General features: G+C 37.3%; 16 protein-coding genes and 1 tRNA gene. 9 read left to right on the top strand and 8 right to left on the bottom strand.

The features are described 5' to 3' along the window. Positions 1–22: 22 nt before the first annotated feature. The 7 genes from GILLI_RS11570 to GILLI_RS11540 all read right to left on the bottom strand — a co-directional run bounded on the left by GILLI_RS11570 (position 23) and on the right by GILLI_RS11540 (position 7,479). Positions 23–1,342, bottom strand: a complete 1,320-nt coding sequence (locus GILLI_RS11570; protein WP_006989295.1) for an HTTM domain-containing protein — start codon at positions 1,340–1,342, stop codon at positions 23–25. Then, positions 1,332–2,270: a bifunctional riboflavin kinase/FAD synthetase gene (locus GILLI_RS11565; RefSeq protein ID WP_006989294.1), complete on the bottom strand. Its 939-nt coding sequence runs from the start codon at positions 2,268–2,270 to the stop codon at positions 1,332–1,334. Before GILLI_RS11565 ends, GILLI_RS11570 begins: the two co-directional genes overlap by 11 nt. A gap of 7 nt (positions 2,271–2,277) precedes the next feature. Further along, positions 2,278–2,904, bottom strand: coding sequence for an aminoacyl-tRNA hydrolase (gene pth, locus GILLI_RS11560; RefSeq protein ID WP_006989293.1), 627 nt, complete (start codon positions 2,902–2,904; stop codon positions 2,278–2,280). A gap of 242 nt (positions 2,905–3,146) precedes the next feature. Then, entirely contained in the window at positions 3,147–3,773 is a 627-nt protein-coding gene (locus tag GILLI_RS11555) for a 50S ribosomal protein L25/general stress protein Ctc (RefSeq protein WP_006989292.1), read from the bottom strand. Between the two features lie 448 nt (positions 3,774–4,221). Next, complete coding sequence (locus GILLI_RS11550) at positions 4,222–5,736, bottom strand: M20/M25/M40 family metallo-hydrolase (protein ID WP_006989291.1); 1,515 nt, start codon at positions 5,734–5,736, stop codon at positions 4,222–4,224. Positions 5,737–5,895: 159 nt separating this feature from the next. After that, positions 5,896–6,837, bottom strand: coding sequence for a ribose-phosphate pyrophosphokinase (locus GILLI_RS11545; protein ID WP_040506617.1), 942 nt, complete (start codon positions 6,835–6,837; stop codon positions 5,896–5,898). 267 nt (positions 6,838–7,104) lie between these two features. After that, positions 7,105–7,479, bottom strand: a complete 375-nt coding sequence (locus GILLI_RS11540) for a PH domain-containing protein (protein ID WP_006989289.1) — start codon at positions 7,477–7,479, stop codon at positions 7,105–7,107. A gap of 212 nt (positions 7,480–7,691) precedes the next feature. Here GILLI_RS11540 and GILLI_RS11535 point away from each other — a divergent pair, with 212 nt between their 5' ends. The 9 genes from GILLI_RS11535 (at position 7,692) to GILLI_RS18145 (ending at position 19,447) form a co-directional block, all read left to right on the top strand. After that, positions 7,692–8,183 (top strand): CIA30 family protein, encoded by a 492-nt coding sequence (locus tag GILLI_RS11535; RefSeq protein ID WP_040506616.1) that lies wholly within the window; start codon positions 7,692–7,694, stop codon positions 8,181–8,183. A gap of 213 nt (positions 8,184–8,396) precedes the next feature. After that, a tRNA-Leu gene (locus GILLI_RS11530) sits at positions 8,397–8,478 on the top strand. 377 nt (positions 8,479–8,855) lie between these two features. After that, positions 8,856–10,220, top strand: coding sequence for an ATP-binding protein (locus GILLI_RS11525; RefSeq protein ID WP_006989287.1), 1,365 nt, complete (start codon positions 8,856–8,858; stop codon positions 10,218–10,220). Positions 10,221–10,734: 514 nt separating this feature from the next. Then, on the top strand, positions 10,735–11,136 hold the full coding sequence (locus GILLI_RS11520) for a BLUF domain-containing protein (RefSeq protein WP_006989286.1): 402 nt from the start codon (positions 10,735–10,737) through the stop codon (positions 11,134–11,136). Between the two features lie 375 nt (positions 11,137–11,511). Beyond that, positions 11,512–12,666 carry a sensor histidine kinase gene (locus GILLI_RS11515; RefSeq protein WP_006989285.1) on the top strand — a complete coding sequence of 385 codons (1,155 nt, stop codon included), beginning with the start codon at positions 11,512–11,514 and terminating at the stop codon, positions 12,664–12,666. A gap of 22 nt (positions 12,667–12,688) precedes the next feature. Further along, positions 12,689–13,129, top strand: a complete 441-nt coding sequence (locus GILLI_RS11510) for a response regulator (protein ID WP_006989284.1) — start codon at positions 12,689–12,691, stop codon at positions 13,127–13,129. Positions 13,130–13,155: 26 nt separating this feature from the next. Continuing rightward, positions 13,156–18,042 carry a PAS domain S-box protein gene (locus GILLI_RS11505; RefSeq protein ID WP_006989283.1) on the top strand — a complete coding sequence of 1,629 codons (4,887 nt, stop codon included), beginning with the start codon at positions 13,156–13,158 and terminating at the stop codon, positions 18,040–18,042. 10 nt (positions 18,043–18,052) lie between these two features. Then, entirely contained in the window at positions 18,053–18,469 is a 417-nt protein-coding gene (locus GILLI_RS11500; protein ID WP_006989282.1) for a response regulator, read from the top strand. 804 nt (positions 18,470–19,273) lie between these two features. Then, positions 19,274–19,447: a helix-turn-helix domain-containing protein gene (locus GILLI_RS18145; RefSeq protein ID WP_006989278.1), complete on the top strand. Its 174-nt coding sequence runs from the start codon at positions 19,274–19,276 to the stop codon at positions 19,445–19,447. A 226-nt stretch (positions 19,448–19,673) separates the two neighbouring features. Here the strand turns inward: GILLI_RS18145 and GILLI_RS11495 are convergent. Next, positions 19,674–20,038: bacteriorhodopsin (locus tag GILLI_RS11495; RefSeq protein ID WP_006989280.1), on the bottom strand; the 365-nt coding region annotated here is incomplete at its 5' end.

Raw genomic sequence — 20,038 nt, 5'->3', positions numbered from 1 at the left:
GTAACAAAAGCCCGTAAAAATATCAGTCTAATTTGGAAGGTAAAATCCAGTCATGGTGTTTAAAATGATGCCATTTTTCAGCAGCGATATCCACCTTTGGATCTATAAACCTTCGGAATGGTCCTCCGTTCACACTTACGTGCGAATCAACAAATACCTGTACGTCCTTTCCCTGTTTCGCGTAGTCTCTTTTTAGACGTTGGGAAAACTGCCAGATCATATCGGGCTTTGATTTCACGGATCTCATCTGTTTACGGGATAAATAGTTGCTTTCATTTACATAGATAGTGTCTTTTGATCCTTTTTCTACCACTTTAAAGGTACCCCTGGAACTTTTGCTTCTAAGCATCATTCGCCAGCTAAGCCTATGTCCTTCCTCCGTCCATAACACGTCATCCTGAAAAAACCAGTGCCTTGAAGGCAGGGCGATTTGTACGGCAAACCATAGGGCCAAAACCACGATCAGGAAATTGCGATACGTTGGAATTAGGATTTCCTTTTTATCATAATATGGTTTTTTCTTCCTAAGGAACAGGTCGTTTATTTTTTCAGAAGGAAAAAAGAACAGAATCAATGCTAAAGATAGATATGGGAAAATCCCGATGTGAAAGATAAAGCTGTTGAATAGATGAAAGAAAATAGCCGCTATAAATGCATAAACTCTTGTTTTACGCCATAATAATAATGGAATGATTAGCAAATCAAATAAAAATCCAAAAACTGTAATACTATAATGTACCCAGGATTGCTGAAGAAACTCACCCACCAGCCAATAATCCTCCTTAGCTCCCATTAAAACCGCAGCGAAGGTTCCGTCCAACCAGTCCGGATATAACTTTGCAATTGCTGCGTAGGTGTATACGATCCACATTTGAAGCACTATTACCAGCCAAACCCAGCGCGGCATTGAAATATCGCGAAGTTTTGAATTTTTCCATGAATCTATGGAAGCATACCTGTTTGCAGGTAAAAAGCTCATAATGATGCACAAGAGCATCAATAAATAATAATGATTGTTATAGGAAGATTTTTGCATAAGGTACACACCAGACCACATAATGGCATAGGCAATAATCGCGATACGGTATTTGTAACCTACCATTACCAGCAGTCCAAAAACCCCCATTACGCCATAATAATAGAGCATTCCGTCACCGGGAAGGGGTTGCAAAAATTCAAAACCTATAAAGTTAAAGGTCTCTCCAGGCTCCATCAAAGTGTTACGGATCCAACCTGTAAAAATTGCCCCAAAAGCTTCCAGCGCGATCAACAACCCAAAAAAGATACGAAACACCACAAGGGCGCTGTTATCTATCCGGGTAAACAACCACTTATTCAGCATAATTATCTTTTATGTACTGTGCTGCAAAGGATTCGTCCTGTTTCATAGCAAGTTTTAGAGCATCTATAGTCTTAAATTTCTTTTCTTCCCGGATCCAGGTAAGCACCTCAATTTGAAGCTTTTTTCCGTAGAGATCCTGGTCCAACAAAAAGAAATAGGTTTCAATGGATTTCTTAACACCTCCCACGGTAGGGTTAAAGCCTATGTTCATCATTCCAAAATAGGGAATCTCATCGATTTGTGCACGCACTACATAAACGCCATTTTTGGGGATGAGCTTATAGTCTTCTTCAATTTTTAAATTGGCCGTTGGATATCCAAAATCTTTTCCCAGCCCCTTTCCTTTCACCACTGTTCCGGTAAGGGTAAATGGCGTTTTTAAATATCGGTTGGCCTTTTCCAACTTTCCTTCAAAAAGGGCGTTTCGAATTTTTGTAGAACTTACCGCCACCTCATCTATATCCTGCTTTCCAATCTCCACTACTTCAAAATCAAATTGTTTTCCAAATTCCCGCAGGGTATTGATATCGGCGGTTCGGTTTCTTCCAAACCTGTGATCATAGCCAATTACCACTTTTTTAGCTTTTAGTTTGTTCACCAGGATATCACGCACAAATTCCAGAGCGGTAAGCCGCGAGAACTGATGAGTAAAAGGATGTATGATCAAATGGTCTATTCCTGTTTTCTCCAGGAGTTGTATGCGCTCTTCAATGGTATTTATAAGCTGTATGCCACTTTCCTTTTGAAGGACCATACGCGGATGTGGGAAAAACGTTAGTATAGCCGATTCCATCCTGCCTATTTTAGCGGAATCCACCAGGCGTTCAATAATTTTTTGATGTCCGGCGTGAACCCCATCAAAAGTTCCAATAGTGATTACCGTGGGATGGTCGCTTTTAAAAGCATTTACTCCTTTATGTTGTTTCAAGAGAGAATTATTTTCCGTTAAAAGTATTCATTGTATTGTTGATTCCTGCAGTACCAAAGGACTTGATAGCCTCTGCTGCCTTTTCCAGTCGCTCTGGCATTAGTTTCAATTCCTCTTCCCCCCATTCACCCAAAACATAATTTACCTGGTTTCCTTTAGAAAACTCATCGCTAATCCCAAAACGAAACCGGTTATAATTTGTGGTATTCAAATGGGCCTGTATATCTTTTAAGCCATTGTGTCCACCATCGCTGCCTTTGGTTTTTATACGAAAAGTTCCAGAACTCAGGTTGAGATCATCTGTGACTACCAATAGATTTTCCGTAAGAATTTTTTCTTTGGCCATCCAGTAATTAACCGCTTTACCACTTAAGTTCATAAAAGTGCTGGGTTTTAAGAGGATAAAAGTGCGACCTTTGAATTTAAAAGAAGCTACATCGCCTAATTTTTCAGTAGAAAATGAAATCCCTTCTTTTTCGGCTAAATGATCCAGGACCTTAAATCCTATATTATGCCTGGTATGATGATATTTTGGGCCAACATTCCCCAGGCCTGCAATCAAAAATTTTTTCATAGGATCTGTTTGTTCCTGTGGTTGTTTTTTGCTCAATAATCTTCCGAAGAAAGCCAGCATTTGATTAATTTTGGTAAATATAAAAATTAATAAAATTCTTTTCTGAAAGTTTTGCTAAAGCTTAAGTGCTTTTGTTGGCTCGGATTTGAAATCCGAGCCAACAGATTTGAAATCCGAGACAACAGATTTGAAATCCTAGCCAACAAAATTGAAATCCGAGACGACAAATTTGAAATTCGTGCCAAACAAAACATCCCAACCTTTTCAGATTGGGATGTTTAAAAAATTGTGAAAAAAGAGACTTATTCCTTTTCTTCGGTTTCAGCTTCAGTAGCCGGCACTTCTCCTGCTGGTACTTCTTCTTCCTCTTCGATATCTGCAATAATGTTACGTGAGGTTTTCACCTGACAAATCACAGTATTCTCTGGATGTTGAACGGTAAAATCGTCACTTTTAATTTCAGTTACATAAAGTTTATTTCCAATTTTAAGATTGGTAACATCTGCTTTAATGTAATCCGGAAGTTTCCCTGGAAGTCCTTTCACCTTTAAACGACGAAGGTTGTAACGTAAAACACCACCGTTTTTAACCCCACGTGCAACACCTTCAGTGTGAATTGGGATTTCCATGGTAATTTCACTGTCTTCGAAAATCTGGTAGAAATCCATGTGCAGAATTGAATCGGTTACCGGGTGAAACTGGATATCCTGTAATACGGCATCAAATTTCTCACCAGCAAGATCCAATACTACTGTATGCACATCGGGGGTGTAAATTAAACCTTTGAAGGCAATTTCATCTGCTGCAAAGTGTAATGGTTCTCCCCCTCCGTATAGTACGCAAGGAACCTGTCCAGCATTACGTAGGGCTTTGCTTGCCTTTTTGCCCACGCTTTCTCTTTTAGATCCGTTGATCGTTATTGATTTCATTATAAAAAATTTTAGTGTGCAAAGATGCGATATTTTTTTATGTTATTAAAGTACAGGTCAAGAAATATTTTTAGCCTTTTTACAAAACTCTTTGAGGCAATCCTGAACATTTAATTCTATCAATTTGTCCTCGTAGAATACGAAGTGATACATCTTCAGGTTTAAATAAACATTCACAGGACAGTAGATAGTTTCATATTTAAATATTTATCAGATCTGCTAGTGACAGGTTGAGCGCAGGCGAAACCTCATATTTATATATCAATAGTTCTCGACTGGGCTCCTGACAAAAGAACTATTTTTAGATTACTAACAATCAATTGATTAGGATTATAAAATTATTTGTATTTAACTACCTACACTATAAATATTTAAGATTTTCTATAATTTATAAACCAATTTCTAATCTTGTGCTTTGATTTTTGAATTTTGAACACCTTTATACCTGCTACAGTTCCTGCGTAAGTATCGCCAGCATCGTTTTTATCCCTTCCTTAAAATTGCCAAGCCTTAAATTTTCATTGGGAGAATGCTGGTTGTTATCGGGATTTACAGTCACAACTGTCACCGCAGGAATCCCCAGGGCATCCACAAATGGAGAAATAGGAATGGAACCACCTCCCATTCTAATTTTTATCGGACTTTCACCAAAAGCCCTGTTGTAAGCCTTGTCCAGCCAAACACCGGGAGCGGAGTCAAATGGAGTTTTGAATGCCTGATAAGAAATCTCTCCCTCCCATTTTACCAGCTTCGGATATTGTAATCTCTCTTCCTCTGTTGGCTCTTCCTCTAAAATGTTATATCCCTGGTTTTCAATATGTTCTTTTATCAGGGAAAACAATCTTTCAGGATCACTTTCAGGAACCAGCCGAACGTCTATTTCTGCAATGGCTTTGGCCGGAATGATGGTTCTTGCTTCTTCCCCAACATATCCTGAAGATAATCCGCGAATGTTCAAAGATGGATATTGTATGGACTCCTGGTATGTGTTGCCAACCATATCCATTGTTGCGATGCCCAGTTTCTTCTGAATCTCCTTGTCATTATCCGGAACCTGCTGAAGGATTTTTTTCTCTTCCGAAGTCAAATTTATACCTTTATAATATCCTGGAATACTTACCCTTCCCTGTTCATCTTTCATCGATGCCAGTAACTTTGCCATTCCAAGAGCAGGATTGGGAGCATAATTCCCATAGTGCCCACTGTGTTGGGGACTTCTGGGACCATAGGTTGTTAATGTAATAGTGGAAATACCCCTGGCACCGAAGCTTAGGGTAGGTTTGTTGCTCTGGTGCCTTGGACCATCCATAATAAGCATCATATCTGCAGCCAGTTTTTCTTTATGTTCTAAAACTGCTTCCGGCAGACTGGGAGAACCCAGCTCTTCTTCAAAATCTAGAATCACCTTCACATTGTAACCGGGAAGTTGTCCGGTGATCTCCAAAGCATCCCAGGCAGTTAAAAACATGGCCAGCGGCCCTTTATCATCAGAAACAGATCTTCCAAAGATCCTCCAATCCTCATCGTAAGAAGATTTTAAAGTATCCATGGGAATCGGTTTCCATGCTCCTGAATTCATTTTAAGGACGGGATTGTATGGATTTTCCTGATCCCATTTTTTTGGATCTACAGATTGTCCGTCCACGTGAAAGTAAAAAAGAACAGATTGCGTGGCAGACTGAACTTTCTTTTCAAGTAGTAAAAGCGGAACAGTTTTGGTGTCCAGGGATTGCACCTCAAAGCCTCTTTTTCGGAAATTCTCTTTACTCCATTGGATGTTATTCTGCAATTGATCGGGGTAATGAGAATCATTTGGGATAGAAACCAACTCATTTAGCAGATTGATTCCCAGCAAAAAATTTTCTTCGGAAACTGCTTCCAGATCAATTTCAGATTTATTCTGAGCACTTATTCCTGTTGTCAACAAACACAGAAAAACGAATAATGGAATATGTTTTTTCAAGACTGAAGTTTTAGATTACATCCGAAAATAGGAAAAAATTCTTATAAACTCCTATTTTAAATCGGAATCCCAATCCCGCCTTTCGGGAGAAACAGCACGTCACAATCAAAATTTTCTCAAATTAAAAAACCAGAAACTGAAATCTGAAACTTTGAACTTTTACATAATAAACTTTGAGCTTATCGACTCGTTATGATGTACGCTTTTCATGACATCTGCAAACAAATTGGCACAGCTTACAACCTTTATTTTTCTGCTTTCCTTTTTTAGCGGAATTGAATCGGTAACAATCAACTCCTCCAATTTTGAATTTTCAACCCGCTCATAAGCTTCTCCCGAAAGAACCGGATGGGTACAGATGGCGCGCACGCTTATGGCTCCGCGTTCCATCATCAGGTTTGCTGCAGCGGTAAGCGTTCCGGCGGTATCCACCATATCATCTACCAAAACCACATTTTTCCCGGTTACATCCCCAATAAGTTCCATGTGGGAGATTATATTGGCTTTTGCACGTTGCTTATAACAAATTACCACATCGCTTTCCAAAGCCTTGGAATAGGCGTAGGCTCTTTTAGAACCTCCCATATCCGGTGAAGCTATGGTAAGGTTATCAAGATTGAGACTTTTTAAATAAGGCAGAAAAACGGTAGAAGCGTACAGGTGATCTACAGGTTTTTCAAAGAAACCCTGAATTTGATCGGCGTGAAGATCCATCGTGATGATCCTGGTTGCTCCTGCGGTTTCCAGAATACTGGCGACCATTTTTGCAGCAATTGGAACCCGGGGTTTATCTTTTCTATCCTGACGCGCCCAGCCAAAGTAAGGTAGTACCGCGGTGATATGTCTTGCAGAAGCTCTTTTTGCCGCGTCCAGCATAAGCAGCATTTCCATAAGATGATCTGCTCCGGGATGCGTGGAACCAATTATGAAAACCCGGGATCCGCGAACCGATTCTTCAAAAGATGGCTGAAATTCGCCATCGCTATAAGTACTGGTAATTACATTTCCGAGTTTTGTGCCGAAGGCAGCGGCAATTTTTTCAGATAATTCCGTGCTTTGCGTACAGCTAAAAATTTTGGCTTCGGTTGTGGCTTCTGACATGTTTGTGTGGTGTTTGAGGGTTTTTGTCGTGATTATATTGTGTCGCCCCAAATTTATAAATTTATTCTTTCTGAACAGACTTTGAAAGAAGCTACTTCTTGTTAAAAATTAGGATTTCAGCAATAACCCACAATGGAAGCGGAAATAAAACGTAATACCCAAGAATTATAAAGTTCAATTAATGGGAAGCTCCCACCTGAAATTTGGAAAGAGAAAAAAGCGATGATCCAAAAACATTAACCGATTTTAGAAAACTAGCTTAAAAAACTACTTTACCTTTTCACTTAAAAATTTTCCAATTTCTTTGATATCTATTTTTTTACCCAGTTTTACGCCAAAGACTCCTACACCTGAAACCCAGATTTTCAAATCACTGTCCCAGTCAAAAGTGCCGGCAGTTTCAACAGAATATGAGGTGATTTTGGAATAGGGAAACATCCTGAATTCTTTCTTCTTTCCCGTAAGCCCCTGAATGTCTATAGCGATGATCTTCCTGTCGGTAAAGATCACCTTATCCCGGGTGTGCCGGTAGAACAATACAATTGGTTCTTCCTTTGCCAGAAACATTTCAAAAAGCTCTTTCCCGTCTTCATTGATTACTTTTTCTGTGACACTAAATTCTGTTAAAAGATCTATAGGCATGGTTGTTAATTTCTTAGTTTAAAGCACCTAATGTAAAATTAGTTTTCCGGCTGGCACAGGCGTATAAGAATATTTTATGATAATCGCCTTTCATTAGTTCCTGCAATAGCCAATCCCTTAAATCCCAATATGGTTTTTCAGCAAAAAAAATCTTAACTTTAAAATAAAAAATGGTTCAGCAGCTATACATTTTAATCTTAATACTTTTAATTATGAGCAGATTACTCCTTTTTGACTTCAGCTCAACCGATGATTGGTCCGGTTGGGAAGTAGAAAATGACGTGGTGATGGGAGGAAATTCTTCCAGTAAACTGGAACGCAGTGTTGAGGGAAATGCCGTTTTTAAAGGTGCTGTTTCTCTGGAAAACAATGGTGGCTTCGCTTCGGTGCAATATCACTTTGACTCGAAAAATATCAAGGGTTATGAGAAAGCGCATATTCAATTAAAAGGAGACGGAAAGGATTATCAATTCAGGATAAAAACCAATCTGAATGATAGGGCTTCCTACGTATACACTTTTAAAACTACCGGAGATTGGCAAACCGTGGAGATTCCGCTTAACCAAATGGAACCCACCTACCGCGGAAACAAACTTGACAAGCCTAATTTCAACGCAGATAAGATCCAGGAAATCCGGTTTTTAATCGGAAATAAAAAGGCAGAGGATTTCCGGCTTGAAATTGACCAGATCGAGTTGAAGTAAATTTTGGTTGAATCTGTGAATATGAAGTTTTTATTTATTCTCAATGGGCCGGTAATAGCAGGATATAACCTATCTCTTTGTTTAAACAGCAATCCCCTAACCGGATGAAAAAAATCATAAAAATATCATTCCCGCCTGCCATTAAGCCGTTTGGAAAAAAAACAGAAAAAACCGTGTGGTAAAGGGAAATTTTTATAATTTTGCCGTCCACAAGCTCGAGTGGCGGAATTGGTAGACGCGCTGGATTCAAAATCCAGTATTTTCGGATGTGCGGGTTCGATTCCCGCCTCGAGTACTTTTAACATATCAAATTCAACTAAAACCCTATAAACTTCAATGTTTATAGGGTTTTTCATTTTTATTATATTCATTTGAAACCAAATAAGTGCACCCGAATGGTGTCCAATTCGGCGACACTTTTAACATAGATACAAGTGTCCCCGAATTGCCTGTAAGTGACTGTTCTACTCTAGAAAATCAAAAAAGGGAACCACGCGCAAGGTTAGTTCTGGTAGATATGGGGCTGAAAACTAAGGTATCGTATGACTACTAGGGTATAAAAGGGTAAGCCATTTTCTGTTTACCCTTATTCCATTACATTAATAGTCAAAATTAACCCTTTTTTTGTTACAATAAAATGATATATTTACCCTTATTATATGATAAAAAAGTATGGGTTTCGCAAGGCATATTAGTTCTCATTTAGAAGAATGGAAGGAAGGAACAAACAGGAAGCCTTTGGTAATAAGAGGGGTAAGACAAGTTGGTAAAACCACATTGGTAAATGATTTTGCAAAAAAATATAAGCACTCCATATTCTTAAATTTGGAAAAAGTTGCGGATAGAAGATTATTCGAAGATTACGATGATGTAGAAACTATAGTGGAAGCCCTATTCCTTACCAATAATATACCTTCTGTAGATATAGGCGATACTTTATTATTTATAGATGAGATTCAAGAGTTGCCCAAAGCCATCCAGTTGTTACGTTATTTTTACGAAGATAAGCCTAAACTGCATGTTATAGCGGCAGGTTCTTTACTGGAATTTGCTATAAAGTATGTAAAAAGTTTCCCCGTAGGGCGTATCGAATATTTATATCTATATCCCCTAAATTTTGCTGAATATCTGAAAGCCCTCAAACACGCAAAAGCATTTGATCAATTAAATACTATTCCAGTAAAACCTTTTGCCCATTTAACACTAATGGATCTATTTCATAGATATGCCATTATCGGTGGTATGCCGGAAGTTGTTAAAGCCGATTTAAAAAACAAAAGCCTGGCTGACTTGCCAAAGGTCTATGAAAGTATTTGGGGTACATATAAGAATGATGTGGAAAAATACACCTCTAATTCTTCCGAAAGACGCGTTATAAAACATATTATGGCAGTCGCACATTTATATTTGGATGAAAGGATCAAATTTCAAAATTTTGGTAATTCCAATTATAAATCCCGGGAAGTAGGGAAGGCTATGCGTAATTTGGATGATGCCAAAATCATTCAACTCATTTATCCTACCACAGATACCGATAATCCAATAAAGTCGAATTTGAAAAAGTCCCCAAAACTCCAATTTCTAGATACCGGATTAATAAACCATGCTCTGGGAATTCAGGCGCAGATGTTGGGAATGGAAGATTTGAGCAATTCCTTTAAAGGAGCTATAATTCCACATCTAATAACTCAGGAACTGATTTCTTTAAATACAATAACGAATACAAAACCAAATTTCTGGGTAAGAGATAAAAATCAATCATCCTCCGAAGTGGATTTGGTTTACCCGTATAACGATAAAGTGATTCCCATAGAAATAAAATCTGGGGCAAAAGGCACTCTCAGATCCTTGCATCAATTTATAGAAAGGACAGATCATCCCTACGCAATTAGAATTTATGGAGGAAAATTTAATATTGAAGAATCAAAAACCACCAGTGGTACTCCATTCTTATTAATGAATTTACCTTATTATTTGGGTACACAACTTCCAAATTATATTGAGTATTTTGTCAAAAATCATACTCTCAAACTATAATCCCAATTTCAACTCACAAATGCATCCAATTTTGAGTTATCCAGTTCTTTAAGTACACTAGGGTAATAGCCAGGTTATGATTAATTGGCAATAACGATATGCATTTAAGGAACTTTTCCCTGCTGGCAAGAAAACTGGTTCTTATCATTTAGCTCTGGCTTATGATATGCCTGCAGTCCAACTGTGTCTAATTCGGGGACACTTTTATAATATTCTTAGGTGTCCCGGAATCACTTTTAAATCACTGTTAATAATTATTTACGGGGTTTTTTTATTTATTTTTAAGTTGTAAAAGTCAAAAATTATGCAGGATTTATTATCAGTTTTGTTTTAGATGGATTCGGTAATCAGGTAACTGGAAAATATTGTTATTTTTTTGCCAATTGTGAGGTTATTTTAATTTTGTTCAACTTCTTAATTTTTATATTATGTTTCTGAAAGACTATTCTTTAAATATCTGCCACGACCCTTTAAAGGATAGAATTTCCCCGTTAAACTTTATAAACTATGTATTATGAGATATGCCATTGCCTACGTTAGTACTGCAAGCACAGACCTTCAAGAGCAGGAGATCGACGAAATTATGGCCAAAACAAATGAATATAATTCAGGCGAAAAAATAACAGGTATTCTGCTGTATAACGAAAGAAATTTTTTTCAACTCATCGAGGGAGAAAAGAAAACAATTCAAAATTTGTCCGAAAAAATCAAACAGGATTCCCGGCACAAAGACATTATTAAAATCTTAGAAAAGACAGTATCCGAACCTGCTTTTGATGGCTATTTAACTGACTTTATTACCGATACAAAGAGATATAACGAATCCCAATTAAAACATTACTTGCACTATATTGAAGTATTAGATCCTGAATCTGAAAAGGGAATAAAACGGGTAATTGAGCTAATGATGGCCTAAGGTTTAAGTAAAAAAGGTTGTAATAGTTATAGGAAAATGATTACAAATATACGAGTGTTGTTTTATTTCCGTTTTTAATTCCGGGGACTAATCTTTAAGCAAAAAAGAAACCATATCTATTTAATCATCATTGATTTCTCATGTTAAAACGTCCTACACAACCGTTAAAGTACCGTTAAATAAACTATCTTCACGGCGTCTTTTGACAGATTAACCTTGAGGTTTTATCGGTAAAACGCAGTAAGTGTCCCTTTACTGGCGGTATGCCGGGATTAATATTTAAATGAAATTTTGAAATTCCTGATCAAAAAAAACATTCTGTTTAAGATTTTTCCGCAATCAACCTTGGGGAAGTGATTTCAAAAAAGAACTAGTATGGAAAATAAAGTTGATAGGGACTCTATTTCATATAATAGGGTGAAAACAATGACAGCCCTTGAACTGTCTGAGGAAGCATTAGAGGCAAAGGATGAGGAGAAAAATGAAATGGCTGTCAAGCTTGCAAAAGCCGTAAAGGAACTTTCTTTTCAAATCGAAGAAAAAGGAAAAAGAGCAGATGAACTAATCATTGCCAACAAAGAACTCGCTTTTCAAAGCGAGCAAAAAGATAAACGCGCAGCCGAACTCGCTTTTCAAAACGAACAAAAAGATAAGCGTGCAGCAGAACTCATCATTGCCAACAAAGAACTTGCTTTTCAAAACGAGGAAAAAGAAAAACGCGCAGCAGAACTCGTCATTGCGAACAAAGAACTTACATTTCAAAAAGGGGAAAAGAAAAAAAGAGCTGTAGAATTAATCGATTCCAACAAAGAGGTTGACGAATTGGAAAAGCGGGTGAAAGAGCGCACCGAAGATTTAGAATCATTTTCATATTCCGTATCTCATGATTTGCGTACACCACTCCGTGCGATAAACGGATACGCACAAATGCTGGGAGAAGATTACGACACCGTTCTTGATGCCGAAGGGAAGAGATGGTTGGGAGAAGTGAGAAATAATGCAAGAAAAATGGGAGTGCTTATAGATGATCTTCTTACCTTTTCCAGGTTGGGGCGTAAAGGAATAACAAAGTCTAATGTCGATATGAACAAGTTGGTTGAAACTGTTCTTGCAGAAATCAATCAAGGTAATACACATAGTGCTGAAATAAAATGTAGCAACCTGTTTCCTGCGATAGCAGATTATAATTTATTACAGCAGGTTATCACCAACCTTCTTTCCAACGCGATAAAATACTCTTCTAAAAAAGAAAAGCCACTGATAGAAATAAAATCAGAGCGAAAAAACAAAGCGCTTATTTATTCTGTTAGCGACAATGGCGCAGGCTTTGATATGGAATATGTAAACAAATTATTCGGGGTGTTTCAGCGGCTTCATTCAAATGAAGAATTTTCAGGAACCGGTGTAGGGCTTGCAATTGTACAACGCATTATACATAAGCACGATGGGAAAGTTTGGGCCCAGGGGAAAGAAGGGCAAGGAGCAACCTTCTTTTTTAGCTTACCTGAAATTGTTAAAACAGAATATTAGAAAACCAATAATTCAATCCATTATGGAAAATACCTCAGTCGAAATCCTGCTTATAGAAGATAATATGAACGACGCGGAGCTGGCCATTCGTGCATTTCGCAAAGGAAATATTAACAACAATCTTATACATCTCAAGGACGGAGCTCAAGCACTTGAGTTTCTTTTTGGAACTGGAAAGTTTGAAGGCAGAGATATTAAGAATAAACCAAAAGTAATCCTGCTTGATTTAAAAATGCCGAAAATGGATGGTCTTGAAGTGTTGACGAGGATAAAGGCAAACGAACTCACAAAAGCAATTCCTGTTGTGGTACTCACTTCTTCCAAAGAACATCCGGATATTGACCGCGCCTATTCCCTAGGTGCAAACAGCTATATTGTAAAGCCCGTTGAGCTCGATGAATTTACCAAAGTTGTTACAGACCTTGGTTTTTATTGGTTGCTCAAGAATCATCCTCCTGTATAAATAAGTAAATAAAAAGCCCCTACAAATTGAAAACTAAGTTAAAAATACTTCACCTCGAAGACACGCCTGCTGATGCTGAATTAGTAGAAAGAGAATTGAAAAAAGGAAAGATTCAATTTGAGAAATTGGTCGTTGGCAATAAAACAGCTTTTGAAAAGGCACTCAAAGAATTTGCTCCAGACATCATCATTGCCGACCACACACTTCCTTCCTTTGATTCTATGGAAGCAATAAAGATAATTAAGCGACAAGAAAAAAATATTCCTTTTATACTGGTTTCGGCAACTGTATCTGATGAATATGCTGTGGAAATAATGAAAGCCGGAGCTGATGATTATATTTTAAAAGACAGACTCCATCGCCTTCCACAGGCAGTGCTGAGTGCAATGGAGAAATTTAGTCTGGAAAAAGAACGTGAGCGCATGATTTATGACCAGGCGCATCTTGCTGCTATCGTTAATACATCTAATGATGGCATCATTAGCAAAACATTGGATGGAATAATTACCAGTTGGAACTTAAGTGCAGAAAAGCTTTTTGGTTATTCAGCAACAGAAGCCATTGGCAAAAACATCTCTATAATTATTCCCCCAGAATGTTTACAGGAAGAAGCAGAATTTATGGAAAGCATAAAAAAAGGAGAATCTGTACAGCATTTTGAAACCGAAAGGCTTAAAAAAAATGGAACAAGAGTGGATGTTTCTCTTACTATCTCCCCCATTAATGATAACAACGGAAAAGTTATTGGAGCAGCTAAGATAGTTCATGATATAACCGACAGAAAAAAGGCAGAACAAATTATATACGACAGCGAGGAGAAATATTTTTCGCTTTTTGAGAACAGTTTGGATGCTATACTGCTTACAGTAACTGATGGAAAAATACTTGCGGCCAATCCTGCTGCCTGTACTATGTTTGGCATGAGTGAGAAAGAAATTTGCGAAGCAGGTAGATTTGGATTAGTGGATACCAAAGACCCTCGGCTGACTGCAGCTCTTGAAGAACGCCAGCGTACAGGTAAGGTGAAGGCTGAGGTTACGGCAATTCGTGAAAATGGGGAGAGATTTCCAGGTGAGTTTACTTCTGTAGTTTATAAAAATGCTAATGGCGAGGAAAGAACCTCAATGATAATTCGGGATTTAAGTGAAAGAAAACATGCAGAGGAAGAAATAACCAAGCTATCACTTGTTGCAAGAAAAACCAGCAATGCCGTAGTTATTACCGATGCAAAAGGTAAAATTCAGTGGGTAAACGATGCTTTTACCCGGATGACAGGTTTTGAGCTTAACGAAATTATTGGGAAAAGACCAGGCAGTTTTTTACAAGGGTCAGAAACTGACCAGGAAGTTGTTAGTTATATGCGCAGAAAAATTAGTAAAAGTCAGGCTTTTCAATGTGATATAATTAATTATTCAAAATCCGGTAAAAAGTATTGGACTAATATAAAATGCCAGCCCGAATTTGATTCCACCGGCAAACTTACAGGCTACTTTTCTATTCAATCAGATATAACTAAGGACAAAGAAGCGGAAAAAGCTATATATGATTTAACCGAAAGGATTACACTGGCTACCAATTCGGCAAAAATTGGAATATGGGAATGGGACGTTGTAAACAATCATCTTATTTGGGATAAAATCATGCACCAAATTTTCGGAGTGGCAGAAGATAAATTTGGTGGCGCATATGAAGCATGGGAAGCCATTATTCATCCTGATGACATTGACGAAGAAAATGCAAAGGTTCAAAGAGCCTTGAGCGGCGGTGCAAAATTTGATTCTGACTTCAGAATTTTGTGGCCGGATAAATCTTTTCGTTATATTAAAGGAGATGCTATCGTGGTGCGCGATGGTACAGGGAAACCTTTACGAATGATAGGAACAAATCTCGATGTAACCGAGAAAAAAAGACTGGAGAAAGCATTGGAAACTGAAAGAGATCAGTTCTTTGAAATGTTTTCAAAAGCTCCCTCCGCCATAGGAATGTTGAAAGGTGCCAATCATGTTTTTGAAATGGCCAATCCCCTTTATTTGCAATTTATAGGTAAAAAAAATGTGATAGGAAAAACAGTAATAGAAGTGCTTCCCGAAGTAATTGAACAAGGGTTTGTCAGCATATTAGATAATGTTTACCGTACCGGAGAAACATATATCGGCACAGAAACATTAGTTAAGGTAGATAAAGAAGAAAACGGGAAATTAGCTGATTTATATATGAACTTCGTTTACCAGGCATATAGAAATGGCAAGGGAGAAATAGAGGGCATTTTCTTTTTTATAAATGACATTACTGAACATATACTGTCCCGGAAAAAAATAGAAGAAAAAACGGAAAAACTCCAAACTGCCCAAAGGATTGCAAAATTGGGTTACTGGACTCATAATCTGGACAATGGCAACATATTTTGGTCAGAAGAAGTGTTCAATATTTGGGAAAGAGACAATGGTGCTTTTCAGCCAAATTTAGAAAGTTTCGAACAAACGATTCACCCAGAAGATCTTATAAAATTTAAGGAGGCAAACGCATTGGCTATGAATGGGCAAAAGGAATTGGATTTTGAGCACCGCATTATCTTACCCAATGGAAAGATCAAATGGGTACATGAAAGGGGAAAGTTAACTAATAACAAGAATCAAAAATCTTCGTATAGCGGCACGGTGCAGGATATCACTGAGCGAAAGAACAGCCACGAAAAACTTGTGAAAAGTGAAGCAAGAATTAGAGGTTTGATTCAGTCTCAAACAAATTATGTGATAAGAACAGATCTCCAGGGCAGATATACCTATGGCAACAAAAAATTCAGGGATGATTTTGGGTGGATCTACGGGCAAAAGGAAATCGTGGGAGAGCAATCCATGCTCTCTATTAATGAATACCATCACCCCCGCGTCCAGACAGCTGTCGAAAAATGCATGTCAAATCCAGGTCAGGTTTTTCAGGTAGAAATTGACAAGCCGGCAAAGGGAGGAGGAATAAAAGCAACTCTCTGGGATTTTATATATCTAAAGGGAACTACAAATGAACCCGATGAAGTTCAATGTGTAGGTATTGATATTACAGATAGGGTCAAGGGAGATATGGCATTGAAAGAAAGTAATAGGCGTTATGAATTGGTTTCCAAAGCGACATCAGATGCTATTTATGACTGGGACCTCAAATCAAACGTTTTACTGTATGGGGAAGCATTTTATGCCATGTTTGGTTATTCCCAGGAAGAATTTTCTCCCACAATAGAAGATTTTCTTGAAAAAATTCACCCTGAAGAAAAGCATCATATAACCGAAAGTCTGAATAAAAGTATTGAAGGAATGGAAAGCCATTGGACAGCCGAATATAGGTTCAAAAGAGTAGATGGAAAGTATTCTTCTGTAATAGAAAAAGGCTTTATTCTTCGGGACGAGAATGGAAAGGCCTTTCGTATGGTTGGTGCAATCCAGGATGTTACAGAGAAAAAGAAACTGGAAGAACTTTTAGATGAGGCTTCCAGGTTTGCGCGAATTGGGAGTTTTGAAAAAGATTGTGAAAAAGATACGGTGTATTGGTCCCCGGTGACTAAAGAAATTCATGAAGTCGATATGGATTACTGTCCTACTCTTGAAAAAGCAATTCTTTTTTACAAAGAAGGAGAAAGCAGGAATGCCATGTCCAATGCATATATAAAAGCTCTTAATGAAAACATTCCTTATGATCTTGAAATGCAGATATTAACGGCAAATGGAAATGAACGCTGGATTAGAAAAATTGGACATCCAACTTTTGTAAATGGCAAATGTGTACGAATTAATGGAAGCTTTCAGGACATTACCAATATTAAAAATTCAGAACAGCAGGCCTTGAAAGCTTCAGAAGAAAAAGAGATTATTCTTGAGAGTATAGGAGATGCCTTTTTTATGGTTGATAATGATTGGAAAGTGACATATTGGAATCAACATTCTGAAGACTTATTGAAATGCGCCAAAGCGGAAATAATAGACAAAAATCTTTGGAATGTTTTTCCTGATGATATCCACACACAATTTTATAGCTGTTTTCATAAAGCTGTTAGGGAAAAGTCGATAGAAAATTTTGAAGAATACTATGACAGGGTAAACAAATGGTTTGAGGTTACTGCTTATCCATCAAATAGCGGACTTTCAGTTTATTTTAAAGATGTAACTGAAAGAAAAGAATCGGAGTTGCAAATTATAGAACTCAATAAAAACCTAAAGGCACATACAGAGGAGCTTGTTGAGGCTAATAAAGGACTCGAGCAGTTTTCTTTTATAGTGTCACACAACCTTCGAGCACCTGTGGCTAATATTCTTGGACTTGCAGATTTAATTGGTAAAGAAGACTATACACAGGAGGTAAAAAACAATTTCCTGGAGGCACTGCTTGATAATGTAAAGCGCCTGGATATTGTTATTTCCGATCTTAATTCGATTTTACAGGTTAAAGTGGAGATGGATGCGAAGAAACAACCGGTAATTCTCAATGATCTTGTAAACTCTATAAAGAGCAGTATTCAAAATTTAATCGAAAAGGAAAAAGTACAGATCAAAACACATTTTGATGTGCCTGCCATCCATACCGTACAAAGTTACCTTCACAGTATCTTTTACAATCTTATAGCAAACAGTATTAAGTATCGCCAGCCGGGAATTTCTCCTCAATTAGAGATAAGATCTGAATCAAAAGAAGGAACTGTGGTACTCACTTTTGAAGATAATGGCCTGGGAATTGATTTGGTAAAAAAACGCGAACAGGTTTTTGGTCTTTATAGAAGATTTCATCACCATATTGAAGGCAAAGGAATGGGATTGTTCCTTGTAAAAACCCAGGTTGAATTGCTTGGTGGTAAAATTTCAATAGACAGCGAAGTTAATGCAGGCACAAAATTCACAATTACCATTAAGGAAAAAACTTTTAAATAAAATACTGAAGATGAAAAAGAAACTGCGCTATATGGTGGTTGATGATGACGCTACCAATAATATGATATGCGATTTCACAATTAAACGATTTGATAAAGATGCAGACAAAAAAATATTTGCTGTACCCGAAAAAGCGTTGGCATTTATAAAAGAGGATTTCGGTAAAAACTCTGAAGCAGTGCACACCGTACTATTTCTCGATATTAATATGCCCACTATGTCAGGATGGGAATTTTTAGACGTTTTTACGAAATTTGAAGAATCCTTGAAGGAACAATTCACCATATATATGTTATCTTCCTCAATCGAAGATTTTAAGAAGGAAGCAGAGATTTATACCTGTATTCAGGGTTTTCTCTCCAAACCTTTGAAAACAATCAATCTTGAGGATGTAAAGAAGGAGCTGCAGGAGGCACAGGTTTGTTAAATAATTTTTGCAGGTAATCCTACCTCTTCCCCTTTTCCTCAATTCTTTTACGAGTTTAAAGGTTTAATTTCCAGAAAGTATTGTCCCTAAATATAAAATCTAAAATTTATCTTTTTTTAATCTTATTTACAGCATTTATAATTTCCTGAGGTACACTGGAACCACGCGCAAGGATTAATCTGGTAGATATGGGGGCTATAAAATTTTATCTATACTATACCCATTTAGGTATAGTATTATTTATAATGTCTCTAGTTTAAAATCAGTATTGTCCGGTAAAAGAGTAAAGATCGCTTCGCTGCAAGAATAAAGAAAAAAGACTAAATACAACCTACTGAATATCAATGTTCTTTAAGTAAGGTTTTTAAATAATGAAACTAAATGTTCATTTTTTCTAAAGCAAGGTTTGAAAAAGGAAAAACATCCAAATTGCCCTTCATCATTCATATTCCATCAAGTCAGAAAAACTTTATCGGACAACAGTGGTTTAAAATAGGTATTATAGCCGGATTATCTAATTTTCGGTATTTTGACGCCCTTTAGGGACGGGGTAAGGCAAAATGCCGAAAATTCAATTATTTTTACCCTGGCCCTAAAGGAAATAATTGAATTTTCTATGTTTTGACCTACTTGAAACCTTCGGATTTTTCATTTTATTTTAAAATATCAACGCCAAATTAAACTAGAGCCTTTATAATAAATTTTTTATACCTTTTCAGGTATATTAAATATAATTTTTACTGTTTTGTACCTCTAAAGGTATATTTATGGAAGATTGGAATCGTAACAATCCTATAGCTGAGTATGTGCAAAATAAAATTAACCAAAATAGACCTGTCTGATCTAACCGGCGTAGGGCTGCGTTTTTTTCGTGATCTTGAAGCTAAGTCCAATTTGATGACCGACAAAGTGAATCAGGTATTGCTGTTTTTTGGATCTACATTAAAACCTCAACCTACAACCCGCGAGACATGCTAAAATTATAATTGACAAATAATTAGCTGGAATACCCGCAGAGAAGGATGAGGCTTATTTTTTTGAATACGACAATAGCTATTTGAAAATGGCTAGCCTGACTAGCAAATGCATTTTCCAGAACACTTAGATTAGGAACGATGTTTGACCATATTTGGCTACAAAGGCAGTGCAGGTGCTACATATCTTTCTTTAACTATTTGTTCAAAAACTTATTCATAATAGTGATCTAGTTACTCAGCTCAACCATTTCTTTGTTATTGCTCAGTTTCAATGCAAGATTACCAAGGAGTACACCGTATATTACTTTGGAACAAACATCGGCAATAGTATAGGTTAACTGCCTTGCCATCACTCCATCTTCACTGAAAAAGAAGCCATCTAGCCCTGTTAGATATGGCATTAGATAAGCTCCAGGATACAAGAACCAGGAGACTAGGAAGAGTACCCATATATTTGATAAAATCTTTTGAGCATCAGCCGAGAGACCTTCTTTGCCTTCATTTATTACCTTTTTCATCACCCATAGGATATGGAAAAAGAATACCGATGAAATGGCTCCCCAAACAAAAAATGCGGTAAGATACTTACTTC

The sequence above is a fragment of the Gillisia limnaea DSM 15749 genome (assembly GCF_000243235.1).
Taxonomy (GTDB): Bacteria; Bacteroidota; Bacteroidia; order Flavobacteriales; family Flavobacteriaceae; genus Gillisia; species Gillisia limnaea.
The sequence above is the reverse complement of the archived record's forward strand: the minus strand, read 5'-3'. Positions and strand labels throughout refer to the sequence as shown.